Origin of the sequence: Methanococcoides vulcani, assembly GCF_900111645.1 — an archaeon.
In the GTDB taxonomy this organism is placed as follows: Archaea; Halobacteriota; Methanosarcinia; order Methanosarcinales; family Methanosarcinaceae; genus Methanococcoides; species Methanococcoides vulcani.
Genome location: NZ_FOHQ01000003.1, coordinates 62,704 through 82,623, shown reverse-complemented (window position 1 = coordinate 82,623; position 19,920 = coordinate 62,704). Strand labels below are relative to the sequence as shown.

The following is a 19,920-nucleotide window of genomic DNA, read 5'->3' as shown; positions in this document are numbered from 1 at the left end:
ATGAATAAATATTAATTTAAGGATAGGACTCTTGGGTATTTTGTTATTTATAGCTAATCCATAACTAACTGCCATAAGATTCATGTCTCTAGATATATCCGGCCTTAAGGCAGTTTCCTTATCCTGTATGTTATGTTCAATGCCTTTTCCATAACATCTTCCCGGGTTGTACCAGCAGCGAGTATTGATGCAACAGGATCATCGGGAAGTGCCTGATATCCCGGTGCAGGAATATCAGCAATGGATTCGGCCCTGATCATCTCATAAAATGATCCATCGACAGTTACAGCTTTATCAGCATACAATACAGCCCGAATAGCATATTGACAGATATCAGGAATGTCTTCCGGAAGGATGCCATCAAAGGATTGCACATGAAGATCAAAGAGATTAAAACCGGTTGCCATTTCCACAGTATCCAGACTTCCCTGCAATCGGGCATTTACTTCTATTACAACAGGACCTGTATCGGTCAGCAGGAAATCCACACCATTGGAACCTATAAGTCCAAATTCGGATGCGATCTTTTCAGAGATCTCATACATCTGTTGAGTGTAAGGTGTCCTGTAGGGTGTTATATTGCCACAGTATGCAAAAGGTAAACCGGAAAGCCAGGGAACACCAATGAGCTGCTCGTTGGCTGCTATAGGAACTGCACGGGATCCATCCGCTATGAGAGAAACACTTGCAGGGAAACCTGACAGGAACTCCTGGACCATGATATCCCCGGATGTCAATGTCGGATCAAGTTCAGGGATTTCCTCCATAATAGCATTCAGGTCATCTTCATTGTGTGCTATCCGGTTCAAACGCCCCCCTCCTGCACACTTGGGTTTTACCATCAGGGGATAGCCTATCTCATCAGCTTCTTCCACATTACCCGAGCGAGGATGAAGGATTCCCAGAGACTCGAGCTCTTTTGCAAGAAATGATTTGTCAGAAACCTGTTTCATGGTAACAGGGTCATTGTTCAGTATCTTACAGGACAGATCTCCCAGGTCCAGTTCTTCAAAACCGGAGCCAAGTACTACAGCATCAGGATACACATCAAAGTTATCGATCAGTTCCAGAATAGTCTTTTTATCTATATTCTTGATATCAATGGATTCATCCGTAAGAAGGGATTGACATGCAACTGTATTTTCCTTCAGGTCCATGTCACAGAAGGCATCGATGGCATAGACATTGTAGCCAGCTTTTGTAGCCGAGCAGGCTATGTTCCTGCTACTGTATCCTAAAACAAGAACGTTCTCCAGAAAGATAGCCCCCTTATAGTTTGTGTGCACTGTCCTCCGGCAGAGCAAAAAGTCCCTGCTCGGTACTGATCACCGGGATCTCACTGCCTGACTCGGATGAGAAGAACATGGGTTTCTTCAATGTTATAGTTTGATAAGTAGAAGGATCAAGGACCATTATATCATCGCCCTCCACAGCCACAAGAACAGCACCAACTGCATCGTCCCTGTTGGCTATGCGTATAGCACCATTCAGTTTTTCGGTTTCTTCAAGGAACCTAGCACCACTTGCAAGGTAGATACCTTTGGAGTTCTTCCCGGAGTTCCTTATTTCTATGACACTATCTTTGAAGAGAATTATGTCACCCGGCATGAACTCAGGTAATCTCATGGAAAAAGTAATTCTGTAAAGGTCTTTCCCGTCTTTATGACTGTAAAGCGTAGGAGACTCCGAAAAGGTCCCTCCAATTTCTGATACGATGGCCTTGCATATCTGGCAGCCTGCATTTGCCGAACCAAGATATAGATCAGCTCCATCCTTTGAATCAATGCAATCCGTAATGAACGCAAAGCGGTCTCCTTTTTTCCATAATTTCTCGACCATATTGGCACAGATGAGCTTACAGGCATCGATCTCTTCAGGAGTCACTATTCTGTTGGCTGCCCTTATCTGCAGGATCGCCTCGAAATAGCCACCTGCCATCCGGCTGCACCTGTCACAGGCTTCACGTATTATGCGAACCTCTGCCTTAAGCTCCTGATGTAGTGGTTCTCCCTCGACCATGGCATCAATTTCTACTTTTACCCTGTAGAGATGTGGAGTCATCTCTCGGGGATTAATGTAGATCTCAACATTATCCGCTTCATCGTGGACAAAAAGCTCATCTTCGACAGTTCTTATGACTATATCCTCAAGGTCTCCTTCATCCCGCCATTTATTGCGGTCAAATCGTGCATTGCACCTGGAGCATATTCTGGTGTGAAGGACAAGCGGAAGCTCAGCTAAAGTGAATTGTTCTAAAAAGCATTTTCTACAAACGTTTTTGTAGAGTCTTCTGGTTTCTGCCCCACACTTCGGGCATAATGTAAGGCTCATTAGAGTTGTGAATGGTTAGTAGTTAGATATTAGTCTTTTGTACAATACAACAAACTTCATTTCCTGAATATACCTTTAGCAGAGAACTTCTGCTTTAACTTTTGTGCAAACAATGGCCTGAGGTTCCAGAGAAGTTTCTTGTTACTCTTGAACAATGCTGATGCAAGCACAATGAAATCCATCTTATCAAAATTAACATCCCTTACCGATTCAGCAAGACTGTTGAGATCCTCATCCGGCAGGTTGAAGAAAGTGTCCTTCACGATCAGGCTGTTCCCAATATCCTTTCCGATGGTCTCACGCCAGAGTAGTTCATATTCCTGAAGAATATCCTCTGAAACGTCGCCGACTTCAATAGCCTTTGCTGCAACCTCACCTGCCATCATTCCCGCATCCATGGCATTACTGATACCACCGCCTGTAAAGGGATCAGACTGTCTTGCAGCATCACCTACAAGCATCAATCCGTTGGCAATGGTCCTCTCAATAGGACCACTTGCAGGAACTGCACCAGCCACTCGTTCAATGATCCTGCCTTCAGGAATATTCTTTGCAACAAAGTCGGTTAATAGATCTATCGGCCTCTTGCTACCGGACTTGTTTCCAAGTATACCGATACCTACATTTGCAACGTCGCCACCTTTAGGGAACAACCAGATATATCCTGCAGGTGCAACTTCGTTTCCGATATAAAAATAACAGAAATCCTGATTTATACCAGAACCACTTACAAGAAACTGTGCACATGTTTCAACCTGTGAAGGCTTAAGGGATGTATCGATGCCTGCCCACCTACCAACCTTGGATTCAACTCCATCTGCACCAATGACAATACTGGAGTGGACCGTATGCATTTCACCATGATACATCAGGTGAACGCCACATATAGAATCATCCTCAGTGACAAGTCCGGTTACCCTGGCCTTTACCAGCACATCAGCACCAGCTTCTACACTTTGCTCTGTAAGTGCACGATCAAATATCTTTCTGTCAAGGACATAACCGACTTCCGACCCGGCATTCTCTTCAGACATAGCTATAGTAATCCCGTTGGGAGATATGATATGGGCTCCTTTAAGTTCAGAGCAGATCCATTTTTCATCAGGTTCAATATGCTGTTGAAGTCGTTTTTTGCTTACACCTTCAGCACACCTTACAGGTGCACCTATTTCCTGTCGCTTTTCAAGAAGAAGAACAGAAAGCCCTTTTCTGGCAGCAGTGGTTGCTGCTATTGAACCAGCAGGTCCTGCACCTACAACGATCACATCATACCGATCTTTCATAATATTGCTCCGAAGATCCTTATCATCTATTTCTACTGATCAGGAACGATGATAGAATTGAGTTATTTTATTTAAGAATATTGTAGTACAATGCTTGCAGAGGCACTGTTTTTTGGATGTGAACTTTCGTTCGAAAAGGTCAATTTACATATACATACTGTGCGTGTTGTATACTGTTTTTTATATATTAAAATATACGAAATAAAATTGGTGTTTATTAAATAGTATGTTTTTCTCAAAATAATAGTTTAAACTGGTTTTTCCAAAATAATTGTAGGCTTTAGAAAAAAGCATCAAGACAGATAATAGCAAATATATTCTTAGTATTTAAGATAATATTAATTGCATATTCAGCAAATTTATATACTATAATTTGTTCTACATATGAGAATATACAAGACATAAATCGGTCTCAAACATTCAATTGTAATTATATAATGATAAAATAAAAGTTTATAACACTTTATTTGTTAGTATAATTGCATACATAAAATCATCTTTAGAAAATCGAGTCACTAATACAATAAAGGAATTGACCAGACCAAATTTCCTGCTACAGAATGTATAGAAGCTAAATGCTCGACCTTGAATTTGAGGTATTAACGTCTGGCTATACTAAGGAAATAAAACATGTGTTAATTTTTTTTGAAGCTGAAAACAAGTTGACTTACATTATCTAAAGTGAATTTAAAACAACGAAATTGAAAAAACTTAATAAATTGAATGCAGCCATCCGGTCAACTCTACTAATTGACAGAAGGCACTGCATTATTGGTGGTAGGTATATGAGAAAATGCGGCATATTAGCTTTAAGCATACTTTTGTTGCTGGCACTTGCAATGCCAGTGGTATCGGCTGGAAATTATGAAAATATGGAAGTCGTTGCGAATACGACGAGTGATGAGAACGGGAACTTTAGTTTTAGTGATGTTCCGAATGGAAATTACCGACTGGCTTCAGTAATATATAGTACTGCAATGGGTGGTATGTGGTTAACGAATGTCAGTGATTTTACTGTAGAAAACGGCACTGCTATGAACATTACGTTTGCAATGCGCAAGAATGAGAGCAATGATCACGATGTTATACTTGCATACCTGGATAGAACTGCTGTTTCAGGCAGAACGGTAAGCAAGAGTGGGTCTGCAAAAGTTGGTACTAATCTTGTTTTAACTGACCAGAATGGTGAGTTCGTTGACAATACAACCAGCAATGAAACCGGTTACTACCTTTTCGATAACGTCCCCAACGGGGATTACAGCTTATCGGGTGTTATATATAGCACTGCAATGGGTGGCATGTGGTTAACAAATGTCAGTGAGTTCACTGTCGAAAACGGCACTCCTATGAACATTACGTTTGCAATGCGCAAGAATGAAAGCAATGATCACGAGGCAATACTTGCATACCTGGATAGAACTGCTGTTTTAGGCAGGACGGTAAGCAAGAGTGGGTCTGCAAAAGTTGGTACTAATCTTGTTTTAACTGACCAAAATGGTGAGTTTGTTGACAATACAACCAGCAATGAAACCGGTTACTACCTTTTCGATAACGTCCCCAACGGGGATTACAGCTTATCGGGTGTTATATATAGCACTGCAATGGGTGGCATGTGGTTAACAAATGTCAGTGAATTCACTGTAGAAAACGGCACTGCTGTGAACATTACGTTTGCAATGCGCAAGAATGAGAGCAATGATCACGAGGCAATACTTGCATACCTGGATAGAACTGCTGTTTCAGGCAGGACGGTAAGCAAGAGTGGGTCTGCAAAAGTTGGTACTAATCTCGTTCTGCTTAAAAATGTATTTACAGATGAAAATACAGAGCCAGAAGAAACAGAAGAAACTCCAACTTTTACTACAACTTTCAAGTTATTTGGAAATGCAACCAGTAATGAAACCGGTTACTACCTTTTCGATAACGTACCAAATGGTGATTACAGGTTATCAGGTGTTATATATAGCACTGCAATGGGTGGCATGTGGTTAACTAATGTTAGTGAGTTTACTGTAGAAAACGGCACTCCTATGAACATTACGTTTGCAATGCGCAAGAATGAGAGCAATGATCACGAGGCAATACTTTCATATATTGACCGAACGACAGTTTCAGGGTTTACACTCAGTAAATCAGGCTCTCCAAAAGTTGGTTCAGATCTCATATTAACTGACCAAAATGGTGAGTTTGTTGACAATACAACCAGTAATAATACTGGTTACTACCTTTTCGATAACGTCCCCAACGGGGATTACAGCTTATCAGGTGTTATATACAGTACTGCAATGGGTGGCATGTGGTTAACAAATGTCAGTGAATTCACTGTCGAAAACGGCACTGCTATGAACATTACGTTTGCAATGCGCAAGAATGAAAGCAATGATCACGATGCCATACTTGCATACCTAGATAGAACGACAGTTTCAGGTCTTACACTAAGTAAATCTGGATCTCCAAAAGTTGGTACAGATCTGGTTCTAACTGACCAGAATGGTGAGTTCGTTGACAATACAACCAGTAATGAAACCGGTTACTACCTTTTCGATAACGTGCCGAACGGGGATTACAGCTTATCGGGTGTTATATACAGTACTGCAATGGGTGGTATGTGGTTAACAAATGTAAGTGATTTTAATGTCGAAAACGGCACTCCTATGAACATTACGTTTGCAATGCGCAAGAATCAGAGCAATTATCACGATGCCATACTTGCATACCTAGATAGAACGACAGTTTCAGGTCTTACACTAAGTAAATCTGGATCTCCAAAAGTTGGTACAGATCTTGTTCTGCTTAAAAAGATATATGCTGAGTCAGGAGCTGCAGCAAATGGTCCTCACATCAATATTGCATTGATAACTGGTTATGAAAGCTATAAACAACAGTTCGATGGACTTGTAAGCAGGATTAATGAAAATTCGACTTACAACATTACTGTATCCTATTATCTACCTTCCACACTTACAGAAGACGTAAACCTCAGTGATACTGACATCATATATGTGAACATGTTCACGGATAGTGCATCTATGATCGAAGATGAGATTAATGCTGCAATAGCAAATGGTACGGTAGTAATAGGATATAATACTCACCTGAACCAGAATATCCCATACATACCATCCGTCTTTTCCGACGAGGATGATCTGCGGGATTACCTCCAGGATTACTGGATATATGGTGCTATGGATACCTCAAACTTTGATAACATGATCTTCTTCCTTTCAAAGGAATATGGAGGCAGGGATGATCTTGAGGTGAAAGGTCCAGACGGTCTGGAAAAAGCCATTTATCATCCAGACATGACCGAATTGTCCCATTTCACATCCAGTGCCACAGAATATTTCGACTGGTATAGCAACAGGACGGGAACCAATCATTCCTTTGATGAAAATGCACCAACTGTAGGTATACTATTCTACAGTTCTTATTATCCAGACGACCTGATGCCTTTCGATGAGCTTATCAGAAACTTCGAATCCAGAGGCATAAATGTAATTCCATGCTATGGTTCAAGAAGTAATTATGTAGACCCGTTCTTCAACCATACTCCTGAAACTAAAGTCGACCTGATACTTTCAAGCACTTATCGCAGTCAACCTTTCGACAAAGAAGATCTGGGTGTACCAGTGATGAACACCGTACTCAACGGTTACATGAACCTGGAAGAGTGGGAGGCTACAAATAACCCGCTGCCTAACACCTATATGCTGAGGATGTACAGACCTGAGACATGGGGCTGGATCGATCCGATTATGATCGCATCAGAAGAAGTCGATTCCCAGGGTAATGATATTTACGTTCCAGTTGATAGTCAGATTGATTGGCTTGTGGACAGGGCTGAAGCACAGACAGAACTTTCTTCAAAGAACGAATCTGACAAGAAAGTAGTTATCCTGTACTATAACCATGGAGCAGGAAAAGACAACATAGGTGCTTCATACCTTGAAGTCGTCCCAAGTATCAATAATCTTCTGAAAGGAATGGCCGACTCAGGTTATGATGTAGAAAGTTCAAGCATTCCTAACGAAACAGAACTTGTAGATCTCTTTGTGAAGCAGGGTACAAATATTGGAACCTGGGCACCTGGAGAACTGGAAGACCTTGTCGAGACAGGCAAAGTGACATTGATCCCTGAAGAAACATATCATGGTTGGTTCGATGAGCTTCCTGAAGAAAGAAAGCAGGAAGTAGTTGAAATGTGGGGTGAAGCTCCTGGAGAGGTCATGATATACGAAGATCGTTCAGGTAACAGCTTCGTCGTTATACCTAAAATAGAAGTTAGTGACAATGTGATCCTTGCCCCGCAACCTACAAGAGGCTGGTTACAGGACAATGATGCACTCTACCATTCAGGAGACCTGCCACCTCACCACCAGTACATCGCATTCTATCTATGGTTGCAGAACGAGTTTGATGCCGATGTGATGGTAAATATGGGTAGACATGGTACTGTCGAATGGTTGCCTGGAAAAGAATTCGGTCTGTTCAGGGACGAGTGGCCTGCCCTCATGGTCAGTGACATTCCTGTCGTCTACCCATACGTAATGGATGGTATGGGAGAAGGCATGCAGGCAAAACGCAGAGGTAATGCGATCATAATCGATCACCTCATACCACCTGTGGTAATGTCCGGAAGTTATGGAAATTATACCGAATTGAACGACAAGATAAGTCAGTATAACGCTCTTTCCAGTGACCCGAATATGCAGGAGTTACGCTATAACGAGATCGTTAACCTGACACTTGAATTGCATCTGGATGAAAGGGTCAATATGAGTCATTCCAAGGGTGAGTCGACAAGGGAAGAGTTCCTGGATGAACTTGATGATGTTCTCAGGGAACTAAGGACCACATCTATGCCATATGGTTTGCATATCCTTGGTACTTCACCGCAAGATGAACAGCTAAGTGAGATGGTATGTTCCATGCTTGGAAATGATTTCAAGGAGGAAGTCGCACTGTACAACACATCCGAAACTGCACCAGTGTTGCTTCTCGACCTTGTTCTGAATCTGGGATTAAATTCCACGTTTGCTCAGGAACAGGTTCTTGGTGTTGGTAACAATTCAGTTGCAATGGATGATTATCTATCAGATGCTACGGAATATGCCTACAACCTTGGTCAGAGTGAGGATGAGGTACAGCAGGTTCTCAACGCAATGGATGGAAAATATATAGAATCCAACCTTGGAGGGGATCCAATACTTCGTCCGGATGCACTTCCATCAGGCAGGAACTTCTATGCCTTCGATGAACAGCTCATACCAACAAGGCAGGCCTGGGAACTTGGAATGGATCTTGCCAACGAGACCATTGACATGTACAAGGCTGAAAATGATGGTGAATATCCAAACAAAGTTGCATTTATCCTCTGGGCCGGGGAATCCACACGTCACGAAGGTGTGATGGAAGCAGAGATACTTTACCTCCTCGGTGTCAGGCCTGTATGGGATGATGATGGGGACGATGTTGAAGATGTCGTGTTGATAGATTCTTCAGAACTTGGACGCCCACGTATAGACGTACTTGTGCAGATCTCCGGTCTTTACAGGGACACCTTCCCGCATAAAGTAGAATTGATCGACAAGGCAGTCTACCTCGCATACAATGCACCTGATAATGGATATGGTGAAAAAGAAGAACGTCCTACGCCTGAATATATCCCATATGCTCCTGCAGAGAATACGAACTTTGTAAGAGAAAATACCAACAATATCTATGAAGGACTGAATACAACCTTCCAGAATGAAACCGCTTCCATGACCATTTCCCTGCTCAGGATTTTCGGTCCTGAAGACGGTGCCTATGGAACAGGTATGGCAAATGCGATATCTGCAAGTGATACCTGGGATAACAACACCGTTCTTGCTGATCTTTACATGGAAAGGATGAGCAATGCCTATGGTGAATATGTCTGGGGAGAAAGCGTAGAAGATATCGTCAGCCAGTGGGATGTAGCTGATAGCTCCGTGGATAATGAGGAAGTCTTTGGTGACAACCTTGAAGATGTAAATGCCATCTTGCACAGCCGCAGTTCGAATACATATGGTGCCCTTGACACCGATGACTTCTTCCAGTACATGGGAGGATTGAGTCTGGTCGTAGGACAGGCTTCCGGTACAACTCCGGATACCTATATAATGAACCTCCAGAACCCGGATGCTGAAACCATAGAAACCTTGAAAACATACCTTTCAAGAGAGATCGTGACAAGGTATCTCAACCCTACATGGATCGAAGGTATGCAGCAGCATGGTTTTGAAGGTGCAGGTATGATGGGTGATTTCGTTGAAAACCTCTGGGGATGGGAAGCCGTCTGCCCGGATCTGATCGATGACTACGTCTGGGACAATGTGTATGAAACATACATGACAGGTGAAAACTCTGACTGGATGAAAGAGAACAACCCTTATGCATACCAGTCCATGAATGCAAGAATGATCGAAACTGCAAGAAAGGGTAACTGGGATGTATCTGAGGAGGTACTAAAAACTCTTATTAAAGAGTATGTCGAATCGGTAGCTGAGAACGATGTTACCTGTTGCCATCACACCTGTGGGAACCCTTCGCTCGATAATTTCATATCCGGACAGATATCTCTTCTGGGAGTAGATGTGGACAAAGATACCTTGGACAAGTACAACGAATTGATGCAGGATGCAACACATCGTTCTTCTGAAACGAGTTTCCACAAGAGCAGCTCGAACACACCTTCTGCAAACATCGTCAATAGTACAAGCACAAGCAATGATGCTGCAGGTTATGGAACTGTTACAGAACAGGCACCTGCACCAGTGGATGACAACTACGTGGAAGGATACGAGATGACAAAGGAAACGACCTCTGAAGAGAATGCATCATCAAGTGGTTTCTCAGGATCCGATGTGATAGCTACTGCAGTTGTTCTTCTTGCTGTAGGAACTATCATCTATGGATTTCGCAGGCAAAGACTCTAAGAAATAAGTGGCATCCTTAAATGGATGCCTGTTTCTTTTTTATTTTTACTTTTTTGATTGCTTAATTATTCATTCATTCATTCATTCATTCATTAAGCAAAGATCTCTTCCAGTCCGTCCTTCATATATGGATACATTGCATCAGTATAACCATGTGCTGTGCCATCAACGGTTCCGAATGACTTAGGTTCTTCTGCTTTCCCGAACGTTCTCATGGCGGTATAGTAAGGAATGATGGTATCATTGAGAGAGTTTATCATCACAAAAGGACGCGGTGATATGTTGCCAACATAGTTGTCAGGGTCGATCGATATGTAAAGATCATAAGCTGCCTGGTCAATTACTTCCTCCCGATCGAGAGAATCAGATCCATATCCGCTTGTACTTATGCCGATAACACCGGAGATGGACTCATCGATAGATGTTGCAATGATCGCAAACCTGCCACCGTTACTCGAACCGAGCATTGCTATCTTCGAGCCATCTATTTCAGGCTGGTCACGCAACACATCTGATGCCATCAATGCATCATAGACCATAAGGAATTCCACAGGCTCAGCACCGTTCCTGAAGAGCATTATATCCTTTTCCACATCCACTGCACCAAGATTGCGCTGGTCGATGACGATGGATGCATAGCCCATTTCAGCCAGCAGCACAGAAAGACCATGTTCACCCTCTTTGGTAACTCCTGCACCTGGTAAAATGACCACTGCAGGAACTGCATTGCTATTATTATTGCTCGTCCCAGGAATTGTCAGAAGGGAACTCACCTGTTTTTCCCTGCTTGTATAGGAAATAGTCTTTACAACATAATCTGAATTGGAGTCATCAACATCCATAACAGAATACTCGAGTTCTTCACGTTCAGGATATGACAGCAAGCTATCTTCTGTCATTACCCATTCATCTTCCTGGTTGTACACAATACCGTAAAAACCTGCGAGCAATAGTGACAGGCCGATTAAAAGCACAATATTGTTGTGACGTTTCAGGAATGATTGCTTTGGTTTGATCTTAGCCATAGCTAAACAAATGGTTGCACAATAAAAAAAAGGTTTTCCGTGCCAGAGCTGACACGGATAGGATAAATTGAGTTATTTCTTTGGTGGCCAGTTCTGTTCCATCCAGCCAGGCAGCCTGCCTGAGTCAGTCGGACCGATCATTACTGCTGCGCCGGTCTCGTCTTCCACATCACCCTGAAGACGTGCCCCAAGTCCCGGAAGCACAATAACATTGTTGTTAAGCTTCTCCTTCATATCGAAGCCTGCATCTTCCAGTCCCTTCTTGATCTTTGCAGCTGTGAGCTGACCGCCTGCTACAGCAGCTTCCACACCAATACCATCGGTGTCGATAGCTGTGAGATAACAGTCAATGCCATTGGATGACAGGTCGCTCTCTACAGTGTAGTATGTCAGGGCGAAGTTGGCTGTGACAAGCAGTGGTGAATCTGCTGTTGGTGAACCTACCTCATAGACTCCCGGATCTACTGTGACCGGTTTACGCGGGTCGGTGTAGATGGTGTCACGGATGTGGACCTGTGGCAGCTGTGCGTATGGCTCGATACTGTGGAGTATCATGATATCGCCGTACTTGATAGTGAACACTGATGCGACCACGGTCTCCCAGTAGGATGCACTGACATCGTCATCGTGTGCCATCCATGCTGTAAGAGGCACTGCCATGATCGGGAATGCAATGTCGCGGTCACCGTTGATGCCTGCCCTTCTGATCTTCAGGAAGTTCTGGAAGGTTGTTCTCAGTCCCTTGCCTGTTGGGAATGTTCCCGGATCGAGGACAACATCCTCAATGCCATTCTCTGAGAATGTCTTGGCCAGTGATTTGAGCATGTCAAGATCATTTGGTGCGAACACTGTCACAGGAACATTGTATTCCTGTGCAAGAGCTGCGACATCCTGCCAGTTGTCCTTGTTAGCTGCATAAAGAAGCGGTCTCTTCTCTGCTGCCACCTCAAGTCCTGCTTTGAGAACTTCAGGGTTGAATGAACAGAGGACCATTGGGAACTCAGTTGTTTCCATTACTTTCTTTACTGCTGCTGCGAACTTTGCAGGATCATCTGAAACGCTGCGCACTGCGATCATGTCAAGTGTCAGGAAATCTCCTACATAGAATTTCTTGAAGTCCTGTATCTTGTTGACCCTTTCAACAAGGTCCTTCTCATCCATAGTGTCCCAGACATCGTATGCGAATGCGGTCTTGTTGAAGAATGTAAGTTTATGGCGGTGCAATACATCATCGCCACCGATACTCACTGCCTTTTCACCGACACCGATCACAACTTCCCTGATCTCAGGTGCAAGAAGTGCTTCCAGTTCATCATACTTTTTCTTGTACTTCTCCTCACTTACAAGAGGTGTACAATCAGTAGCTTTCAATGATCTGTCAATAAGGTGGGATGCAAATGCCATACAGGATGTTTCACCACACTCACCACAGTTGGTGCCCGGAAGGAATTTATAAGCTTCAAGAGGGCTGTTAATTTTCATTTATCACACCTCCGCTCCGACCCAGTTAGTAATGTCGATCTCATCTGCCTCAATGGAACCATAGAGTGTCTGTGTGATCTCCTTGAGAACCTGTACAGATGTTGGATGCATCATCATGAACATGTCGTTTCCTGCAAGTGAGAGTGTAAGACCTGTGACGATCTCCCAGATAGGACCCCTGTACTCACGTGGACCCCAGTCGGAATCCTGGTTGAGTGGTGATTCCTTCATCCATGACTCACGGGCACCCCATGCATTGGTAGTACCGGAAGACATCGGGAATGTCAGTTCTTCATCACCCATAAGACCTGCAAGCCTTATACGTTCCATGTTAGTGTAAGCATAGTCCAGACCGTAGCCAAGAGCTGCGGTTGTCGGGTCCATTACGATGCTGTCCCTTGGGACACCACACTGCTTCATGAGCTTCCTGTTAAGTTCTTTCTGTGCATTGATCTCAAGCTGTGTCCATGACAGTACTGCATGACCGTGATCTGTTGCAGCCTTTGCAACTCTTTCGTAATCAAGGTTAAGACTTGCAGATGCCAGCAGTACACGCTCGCCTTCTGCAGCCTCTGCTGCCTTTTCAAGGACCTCAGGGTCCTTCTTTGGATTACCTGAACCACCTATAACAATAGGCACATCAACGGCCTGAAGAACATCTTCTACGACCTTTGCTGCTTCCCTTGCAGGTGTATCGTTTATGAGAGGATCTGTTGAGATAAGGTGTATGGTGACCATGTCTGCATTGAAGTCACGTACGACCTTCTTTGCCCATTCCGCAGGATCGTTGATAACATCTTCATAGTTGCCTTTGACAGATTTTGCCATTCCGATAGGCATATCGAAGACATCCATTGTAACGTAGTTGCGGTGTGGCATTTCAGCATCGAAGTAATATGGAAGTGCATTCTCGCCACCCAGAGTGATAGTGTTCTTCCTGGAACCGCCATCTGCTGATGTAGCACCAAGGGTCACTTCCTGGATAGGAGTAGCCCATTCGCTCATCTTTGCAACATCTAACTTTGCAGGAATAAGCTCCTGTATCCTGGACTGTCCGGCTACTGGCACCTGTGGGAGTCCGCCCATGGATGCAGCAAAAAGCTGGTCAACCGGGTATCCCAACATCCTTGCGATGTTTGCGACATGTAATGAGATCTGTGCTGCTTCATGACCAAGTGCATAGGCCATAGCAGGATTAAGACCTCCGCCTCCACTGATATCAAGCTCGATGTCTCCTTCGATGGTCACTCCTTCAAGTGACTCGACATCAAGATCTTTTAGAATATCAGTAAGACCTGATAATTTCATCTTATTTGACATATGAATTCCACCATTTGATTAAATGAAGTAATGAAAGTTCTTATAAACCAAGTTTCTCCGCGATCTTTCCGACCTCTTGTACAGCAACAGACTCGTCAGGAAGGTCGAAAAGAGGCAGGCCCTTCAAGTCCCTTTCTGCGATCATACTGTCCATCGGAACAGTTCCGATGAGTTCGAGATCAAGGTCTTTTGCAGTTCTCTCGATTTCTTCCTTATTGGCATCTGTGACCTTGTTCGCAACAACATAGATATTCCTGATATTGGTCTCAAGTTCCTCGGTAAGTTCCCTGATGCGCTCGGCAGTCCTCAGACCACGTCTTGAGCCATCGGTAACCACGATGAGATCATCAACATCACGGATGATCTTACGACTGAAATGCTCAAGCCCGGCTTCGGTATCAAGAATCACAACATCATAGTTCTTTACGACCTTGTCCATGATACCACGAAGCAGGTTATTAACATAGCAATAGCATCCGGAGCCTTCCGGACGACCCATTACGATAAGGTCGTAATTGGACATCTCCTCAAGGATCTCATAGATCTTTGATTCGAAGATGGACTGCTTGTTAATGTCAGGAGGGAAGTTGTCCCTTTCATCCTGCATGAACTGCTTCATATCACCGACTGTCTTGACAGTCTCGCAACCAAGGGTTTCCGGAAGGTTCGTATCCGGGTCTGCATCGATAGCGAGGACCAACTTATCAGTTCTTGTAAGATGGCGGATAAGAAGACTGGTTATTGCAGTCTTCCCTGTTCCGCCCTTACCTGTTATTGCAATTACTTTTGTCACAGAAGACCTCGTTTACTCCTTTTTCTGGATTATCACTTTGTCTATGCTGACCTTTGCATTCTTGAGGATGATCTTGACACCGCCGGTTCCGGATGAAGGTGGCATCATCATTGGCATACCCTGCATTGGCATTGCTGCCTGCATCATTGCCGGTGCTGCAAATGTTGCTTCTTCCTGAACCTCTTCTTCTGCCTCAGGTTCTTCCTCTGCTTCCCATCTCTCGACTATTGGATGACCCTTGTCAGTAAGGAAACTCCTCAATGAATCAAGGTCCGGAGCATCTTCTTCGGTTGCAACCTTATCAGCAATATCAGCAGGTATGTCAGAAAGCACACGGTCTTTCAAGTGTTTTGGCATCCATACGACACGATCCCATCCACCATCGGATTGAATGAACTTTGGTGACCTGAAGTAATTGATACCGACACCAAGGAAACCAGCTACCTGTTTTCCACCACCGGTCTGACCTGCCATTGTAGAGAATGGAAGACCATTTGGTGCAGTGCCTGCATAATCCCTGTCTACCCAGCCAATACCATCGACCTCAGGTATGTAGAAACCTACTACCTCAAAGCAACCACATGATGTGTGTGGATATTCAAAGAATGAGTGAAGCTTGATACGGTCATATTCACCGCTTGAAAGTGACTTTGCGATCTCGTTCACACCGGAGTACTCACCGGATTCAGCATCGACCACATCGCCTTTTGGAATCGCGAACTGTGGACCTTCAGGATCGACCTTGGCAGCTGCCCTTCCGTCGAACCAGTTGATAGCACCACAAAGTGAGATCCTGTCTGGTGTGATGACACAAACGTTGGATGGAGCAAATGACTGACAGAGACTGCAGCCGTAGAAAGTGTCTACGTCCTCATCGTGCAGGTCACGTGTCCTGTCATCTCTTGACTTATAGATGGCCTTTACATTATCCATCTCTTTCTCGATCTCTGCAAGATCTGTTACATAGACAGCTTCGACCTTCTCTATGAATGGAAGCTCGTTCTTGAAGAGCATCATAACAGCTTGTGCTATTGGCTCAAAGGATGTTAAGCCCTTGCCCACAGCATCCTTGCTGACACGTATCCATACATCGTAACGCTGGTTCAAGTGCATTAAACCCTGGATGTAGTTCTGGAAATCGTGGTTCCTACGTTCAACGATAGACTCAAGGTCTTCTTCCACAAGTTCTCCTGCGATCTTGTAGATCATTGCAAACGGGTATCTTGATCCCTCTTCCATCTCTGAAAGATCAGGGCCGATAAGTGTGAACTTACCGTCCTCGATTTCATCCATAGGTGTAGCTCTTACAAGCTCGTAACCTTTTGATTTCGGTCCTGAGAGTTCGACGAACATGCCGTCCTTTCTAATCCTTTCCCCTTCGAACATAGGGGATATCTCAAAGGGATATTCCTCTGCCATATTTTGTCCTCCGTAATGGTCATCTAATGTTTGTAATATGATTTATGTGATTTTGTCGGGTCTTAAAGATTCTCTATCAATTCATCCAGTGCTTCAAGAAGTACCTCAGGGGTTATGTTCCCAAAGGACATGGTAGCATTCTGGAGGTATTGCCTGTCGATAGATATGGTCTTAAGGTTAGAGAAGTTCTTCAGACCTGAATATACCTGATTGATATAATACTTGTAATGCCCCAGCGTGATAATTGTATCATACTGTCCTTTCCCGTCAAGGCCGGTCCAGTTAGGATCACATAGATATGTTGCAAGGGCGTGGATGTTGATGTATTTAGCATCCACATCGGCATCGACAAAACCCTTCATAGAATGACCGGTAGCTGCTACCGGTATATCAGCTTTCTTTGCGATCTCAATGGCACGTTTCAACAGCTCTTCATCTTTAAGGATCTGTGATCCCACAACGAACAGAGGACGTTTTGCCTTCGAGATCAACTTGCCGGCAACATTTGGCTGGACCGCTTTTGAGGTCTTACAGCCATATGTGCAGTGCATCTGAGTATTTTTAATAACGTCGACCATGATTTAAGCCTCCTTGCAAAGTCTCTTAAGGTTGGTCGGCTGTGCTGAAACATCTGATTTCATCACTGGTCCTGAAAGGATCTTCTTCCTCTTCCAGTCTATCTCCCAACCATGCTCTTCTTCCAGTATCTTCAGCAACTCTTGACGTTTTGCAAGCGGAAGATCTGTTTCCATCCTCACATAATTCTGCCAGTCATCTGGCATGACACCAAGATACTTCTGGCTAAGCTCGATATAATGCGTCAGCTTGATCATCCTTCCCATGTTGTTGTCACTTGGGCGGATACAGCTCTTTGCAAGCATAGGCATCATTTCCTCGATGGTTTCACAGGTTGTGAGCAGGAACTCCGGGGCAGCCGGGATCTTCATCTCACTGCCATCCCTTGCATCGTACACATTCCACTTCTGGTCCTCGTAAGGCTTTGCAATCAGTGCCCTGCGGTACTTTGAACCGTGAGGTCCAAGAATGACAGGGATACCGAGCCTTGAGCAGCCTGTACCGATGGAAGCAGCTTTCTGGGAATATGCTCCCCATGCAACACCAACAGCACCGACACGGTTGAGTGAGTAATCAGCAAGCTCTTCGTAGTTCCCTGAAACCTGTTTCTGTGCAAAAATAGCTGCGACCTTGATGACAGCTGCAGTAATATGTGCGTTGGATACACAGGAACCTACGTTAATAAGTCCACCACTCTTGAATTTTGCAGGATACTTTTCATAAAGTGTCAGACCATCCTCGTCCTTGTACATTCCAAGGTCCATTGCAGAACATCCTGAAACAACAACAATATAGTTCCTCTGAAGCATCTCCTTTGCAATGTCGAAAAGGTCCTTCGTACCATCAGGGTAATTGGAACATCCAACCATTGCAACAATTCCCGGTGTTGTACCAAGGACAAGGTTAACACCCTCTTCCCTGATCTCAGGGTCACTGATAGGTCCTCTACCTGCACGTACCTTTCCGATCTCGTTGCGGATCAGTTTCTGAGAGGATTTCTCGATGACGTTAACGATATCAATATCTTTTGGACAGGCAAATTCACATCTGCCACATCCGATACACTTGTCATGGATCCACTCGAACTTTGTGAAGTCACCCTCTTTTGCGAGTTTCATTGCTTCACTTATTGGCAGGTTGTCAGGACATGCTATTTCACAGGCAAGACAGTGGACACATTTGTCGACCTGGTCTTTTAGCTCTTCCTCTGTAGGAAGTGCCTTAATACCTTTCTGCTTCCTGATCTCAGACATCATCATTGCAAGTCTTGGAGCGATCTCTCCGACCTTCTCGAAGTCGAGCAGCAATGCTCCTGGTTCCTTTCCACTTGTAAGATCAGCAAGGATATCTTCGACATCATCATTGGAACGATCTTTCAGACCGTACATGACCTTGTCATTGGTAGTGATCACGGGGATCATGAGCTTCTGTGCTTCCGGAAGAACATCTGCACGGATGCACTGCTCATCAACAACGATAACATCAGGAGCACCTGATCTGATCATCTTAAGCTCTTTTGCAAGGGATCCTATGATCTTGGCCTTAGGAACCTGATCCTCTGCTGAACCGTCCATCTTGTAACGGGTCATGTCAAGTGCAGTACAGCACAGACCACCAAGCTCGATCTTATCGGAAAGATCGTTGTCTTCCATGTAATCAATAATATCGGTAACAGCTGCTACATTGTGACCGATAACAATGAGATTTGGCTTGGATGGATCTATGCAACCCATCCCTATGTCTGCAAGTGGTGGGTTTGCATCAGATTTAGGGAATCCAAGACACGAGATCTGGACAATGTCGGAAACTTCCATACCTACGTGGTCGATCATACCACCGTGCATTGCCTTTGACTCAAAGTCAATAGCTGCCCCTTCCTGACCTGCGTGAACTGCTGCAAGCAATTGTGTAAGCTGTTCTTCCACATAGTTCAGTACAATATCAAGATCGCCAAGTGTTTCTGGTTTGATACCTGTAACAGCCTGAACGTTCGGAGCTATAATATTAGTAGGTCCGACATCTAGGGGATAATCTTTTCCGTACAGGTCGATCATATGATGAAGAAGGTGTCTTCCATGTCCGGAGTGTGCTGCTGCACCTGTCATGACACGAAGCATGAACTCACGTGCATTATGGGCTTCCAGATTGATACCACAGGCACCTTCCTTGTTTCCACTCAGATCACAAGGACCGAAGGTACAATAACAACACTGGTCACACATTGGAGTATAGATCGGGTTGTATCTTTCAAAGATAGTATGATCCCAATCCCTCAATGAAGAGACACCTGGCTTAGGTGTAGGACCCATTTCCTCATCGCTTTTTTCCATCTGTTTATCAATAGCACCTACAATGTTATTGATAGTAATCTGAACATTTTCAAGGTCGCCGATAGAAAAACTACCTGTAGTTAGCTCACTCATATGTTTTCTCTCCTCCTGGATTGAACATTTAGTAGTTAGACGGGTATATAGACAATTTTCCCGCGGTGTTACGAATTGAATAAAACGTAATAACTGATGCACAGTCTTTTGAATGTGGAATGTAGTATGCGCATCTCATATATAAACGTATCCGGGATTTATCATGATTATACTAGATAATTCTTTTGTGAGTTTACAGTGTTACAAAAACTAAAAGCAAGAGGAGTATCCAGCAAATTTTAAAAATCACCATTACTGTATAAAATAACGAGTGGTGTCGGGATGAGCACCATTAGAAATCATTTTATT

General features: G+C 44.0%; 11 protein-coding genes. 1 reads left to right on the top strand and 10 read right to left on the bottom strand.

Translation table 11 applies throughout. From position 1 onward, the window contains the following. Positions 1 to 104: 104 nt before the first annotated feature. From BMX02_RS05720 to BMX02_RS05710, 3 genes are read right to left on the bottom strand one after another with little or no spacing between them, the layout of a single operon-like run. Complete coding sequence (locus tag BMX02_RS05720; RefSeq protein ID WP_091689743.1) at positions 105 to 1,286, bottom strand: ATP-grasp domain-containing protein; 1,182 nt, start codon at positions 1,284 to 1,286, stop codon at positions 105 to 107. Further along, positions 1,270 to 2,331: a 60S ribosomal export protein NMD3 gene (locus BMX02_RS05715; protein ID WP_091689742.1), complete on the bottom strand. Its 1,062-nt coding sequence runs from the start codon at positions 2,329 to 2,331 to the stop codon at positions 1,270 to 1,272. Before BMX02_RS05715 ends, BMX02_RS05720 begins: the two co-directional genes overlap by 17 nt. Before the next feature lie 56 nt (positions 2,332 to 2,387). Further along, on the bottom strand, positions 2,388 to 3,614 hold the full coding sequence (locus BMX02_RS05710) for an NAD(P)/FAD-dependent oxidoreductase (RefSeq protein WP_091689741.1): 1,227 nt from the start codon (positions 3,612 to 3,614) through the stop codon (positions 2,388 to 2,390). A gap of 785 nt (positions 3,615 to 4,399) precedes the next feature. Between BMX02_RS05710 and cobN the strand changes: the two genes are divergently transcribed. After that, complete coding sequence (gene cobN, locus BMX02_RS05700) at positions 4,400 to 10,573, top strand: cobaltochelatase subunit CobN (protein ID WP_210409179.1); 6,174 nt, start codon at positions 4,400 to 4,402, stop codon at positions 10,571 to 10,573. A 92-nt stretch (positions 10,574 to 10,665) separates the two neighbouring features. Here cobN and BMX02_RS05695 read toward each other — a convergent pair whose 3' ends face one another. The 7 genes from BMX02_RS05695 to cdhA all read right to left on the bottom strand — a co-directional run bounded on the left by BMX02_RS05695 (position 10,666) and on the right by cdhA (position 19,611). Further along, positions 10,666 to 11,598 (bottom strand): alpha/beta hydrolase, encoded by a 933-nt coding sequence (locus BMX02_RS05695; RefSeq protein WP_091689740.1) that lies wholly within the window; start codon positions 11,596 to 11,598, stop codon positions 10,666 to 10,668. Positions 11,599 to 11,670: 72 nt separating this feature from the next. Further along, positions 11,671 to 13,080 carry an acetyl-CoA decarbonylase/synthase complex subunit gamma gene (acsC, locus tag BMX02_RS05690; RefSeq protein ID WP_091689739.1) on the bottom strand — a complete coding sequence of 470 codons (1,410 nt, stop codon included), beginning with the start codon at positions 13,078 to 13,080 and terminating at the stop codon, positions 11,671 to 11,673. 3 nt (positions 13,081 to 13,083) lie between these two features. Further along, positions 13,084 to 14,400 (bottom strand): CO dehydrogenase/acetyl-CoA synthase subunit delta, encoded by a 1,317-nt coding sequence (gene cdhD, locus BMX02_RS05685; protein WP_091689738.1) that lies wholly within the window; start codon positions 14,398 to 14,400, stop codon positions 13,084 to 13,086. A gap of 40 nt (positions 14,401 to 14,440) precedes the next feature. Beyond that, entirely contained in the window at positions 14,441 to 15,193 is a 753-nt protein-coding gene (locus tag BMX02_RS05680; RefSeq protein ID WP_091689737.1) for an ATP-binding protein, read from the bottom strand. A 12-nt stretch (positions 15,194 to 15,205) separates the two neighbouring features. After that, positions 15,206 to 16,612, bottom strand: coding sequence for a CO dehydrogenase/CO-methylating acetyl-CoA synthase complex subunit beta (gene cdhC, locus BMX02_RS05675; protein WP_091689736.1), 1,407 nt, complete (start codon positions 16,610 to 16,612; stop codon positions 15,206 to 15,208). Between the two features lie 62 nt (positions 16,613 to 16,674). Next, entirely contained in the window at positions 16,675 to 17,190 is a 516-nt protein-coding gene (cdhB, locus tag BMX02_RS05670) for a CO dehydrogenase/acetyl-CoA synthase complex subunit epsilon (protein WP_091689735.1), read from the bottom strand. A 3-nt stretch (positions 17,191 to 17,193) separates the two neighbouring features. Beyond that, positions 17,194 to 19,611: a CO dehydrogenase/acetyl-CoA synthase complex subunit alpha gene (gene cdhA, locus BMX02_RS05665; RefSeq protein WP_091689734.1), complete on the bottom strand. Its 2,418-nt coding sequence runs from the start codon at positions 19,609 to 19,611 to the stop codon at positions 17,194 to 17,196. Positions 19,612 to 19,920 lie beyond the last annotated feature (309 nt).

What these genes read in the sequence shown, in the direction of transcription:
- BMX02_RS05715 (WP_091689742.1), bottom strand. Translation starts at nt 2,331, where the DNA reads ATGAGCCTTACATTATGCCCGAAGTGTGGGGCAGAAACCAGAAGACTC.
- cdhD (WP_091689738.1), bottom strand. Translation starts at nt 14,400, where the DNA reads ATGTCAAATAAGATGAAATTATCAGGTCTTACTGATATTCTAAAAGAT.
- BMX02_RS05710 (WP_091689741.1), bottom strand. Translation starts at nt 3,614, where the DNA reads ATGAAAGATCGGTATGATGTGATCGTTGTAGGTGCAGGACCTGCTGGT.
- acsC (WP_091689739.1), bottom strand. Translation starts at nt 13,080, where the DNA reads ATGAAAATTAACAGCCCTCTTGAAGCTTATAAATTCCTTCCGGGCACC.
- cobN (WP_210409179.1), top strand. Translation starts at nt 4,400, where the DNA reads ATGAGAAAATGCGGCATATTAGCTTTAAGCATACTTTTGTTGCTGGCA.
- cdhB (WP_091689735.1), bottom strand. Translation starts at nt 17,190, where the DNA reads ATGGTCGACGTTATTAAAAATACTCAGATGCACTGCACATATGGCTGT.
- cdhC (WP_091689736.1), bottom strand. Translation starts at nt 16,612, where the DNA reads ATGGCAGAGGAATATCCCTTTGAGATATCCCCTATGTTCGAAGGGGAA.
- BMX02_RS05695 (WP_091689740.1), bottom strand. Translation starts at nt 11,598, where the DNA reads ATGGCTAAGATCAAACCAAAGCAATCATTCCTGAAACGTCACAACAAT.
- cdhA (WP_091689734.1), bottom strand. Translation starts at nt 19,611, where the DNA reads ATGAGTGAGCTAACTACAGGTAGTTTTTCTATCGGCGACCTTGAAAAT.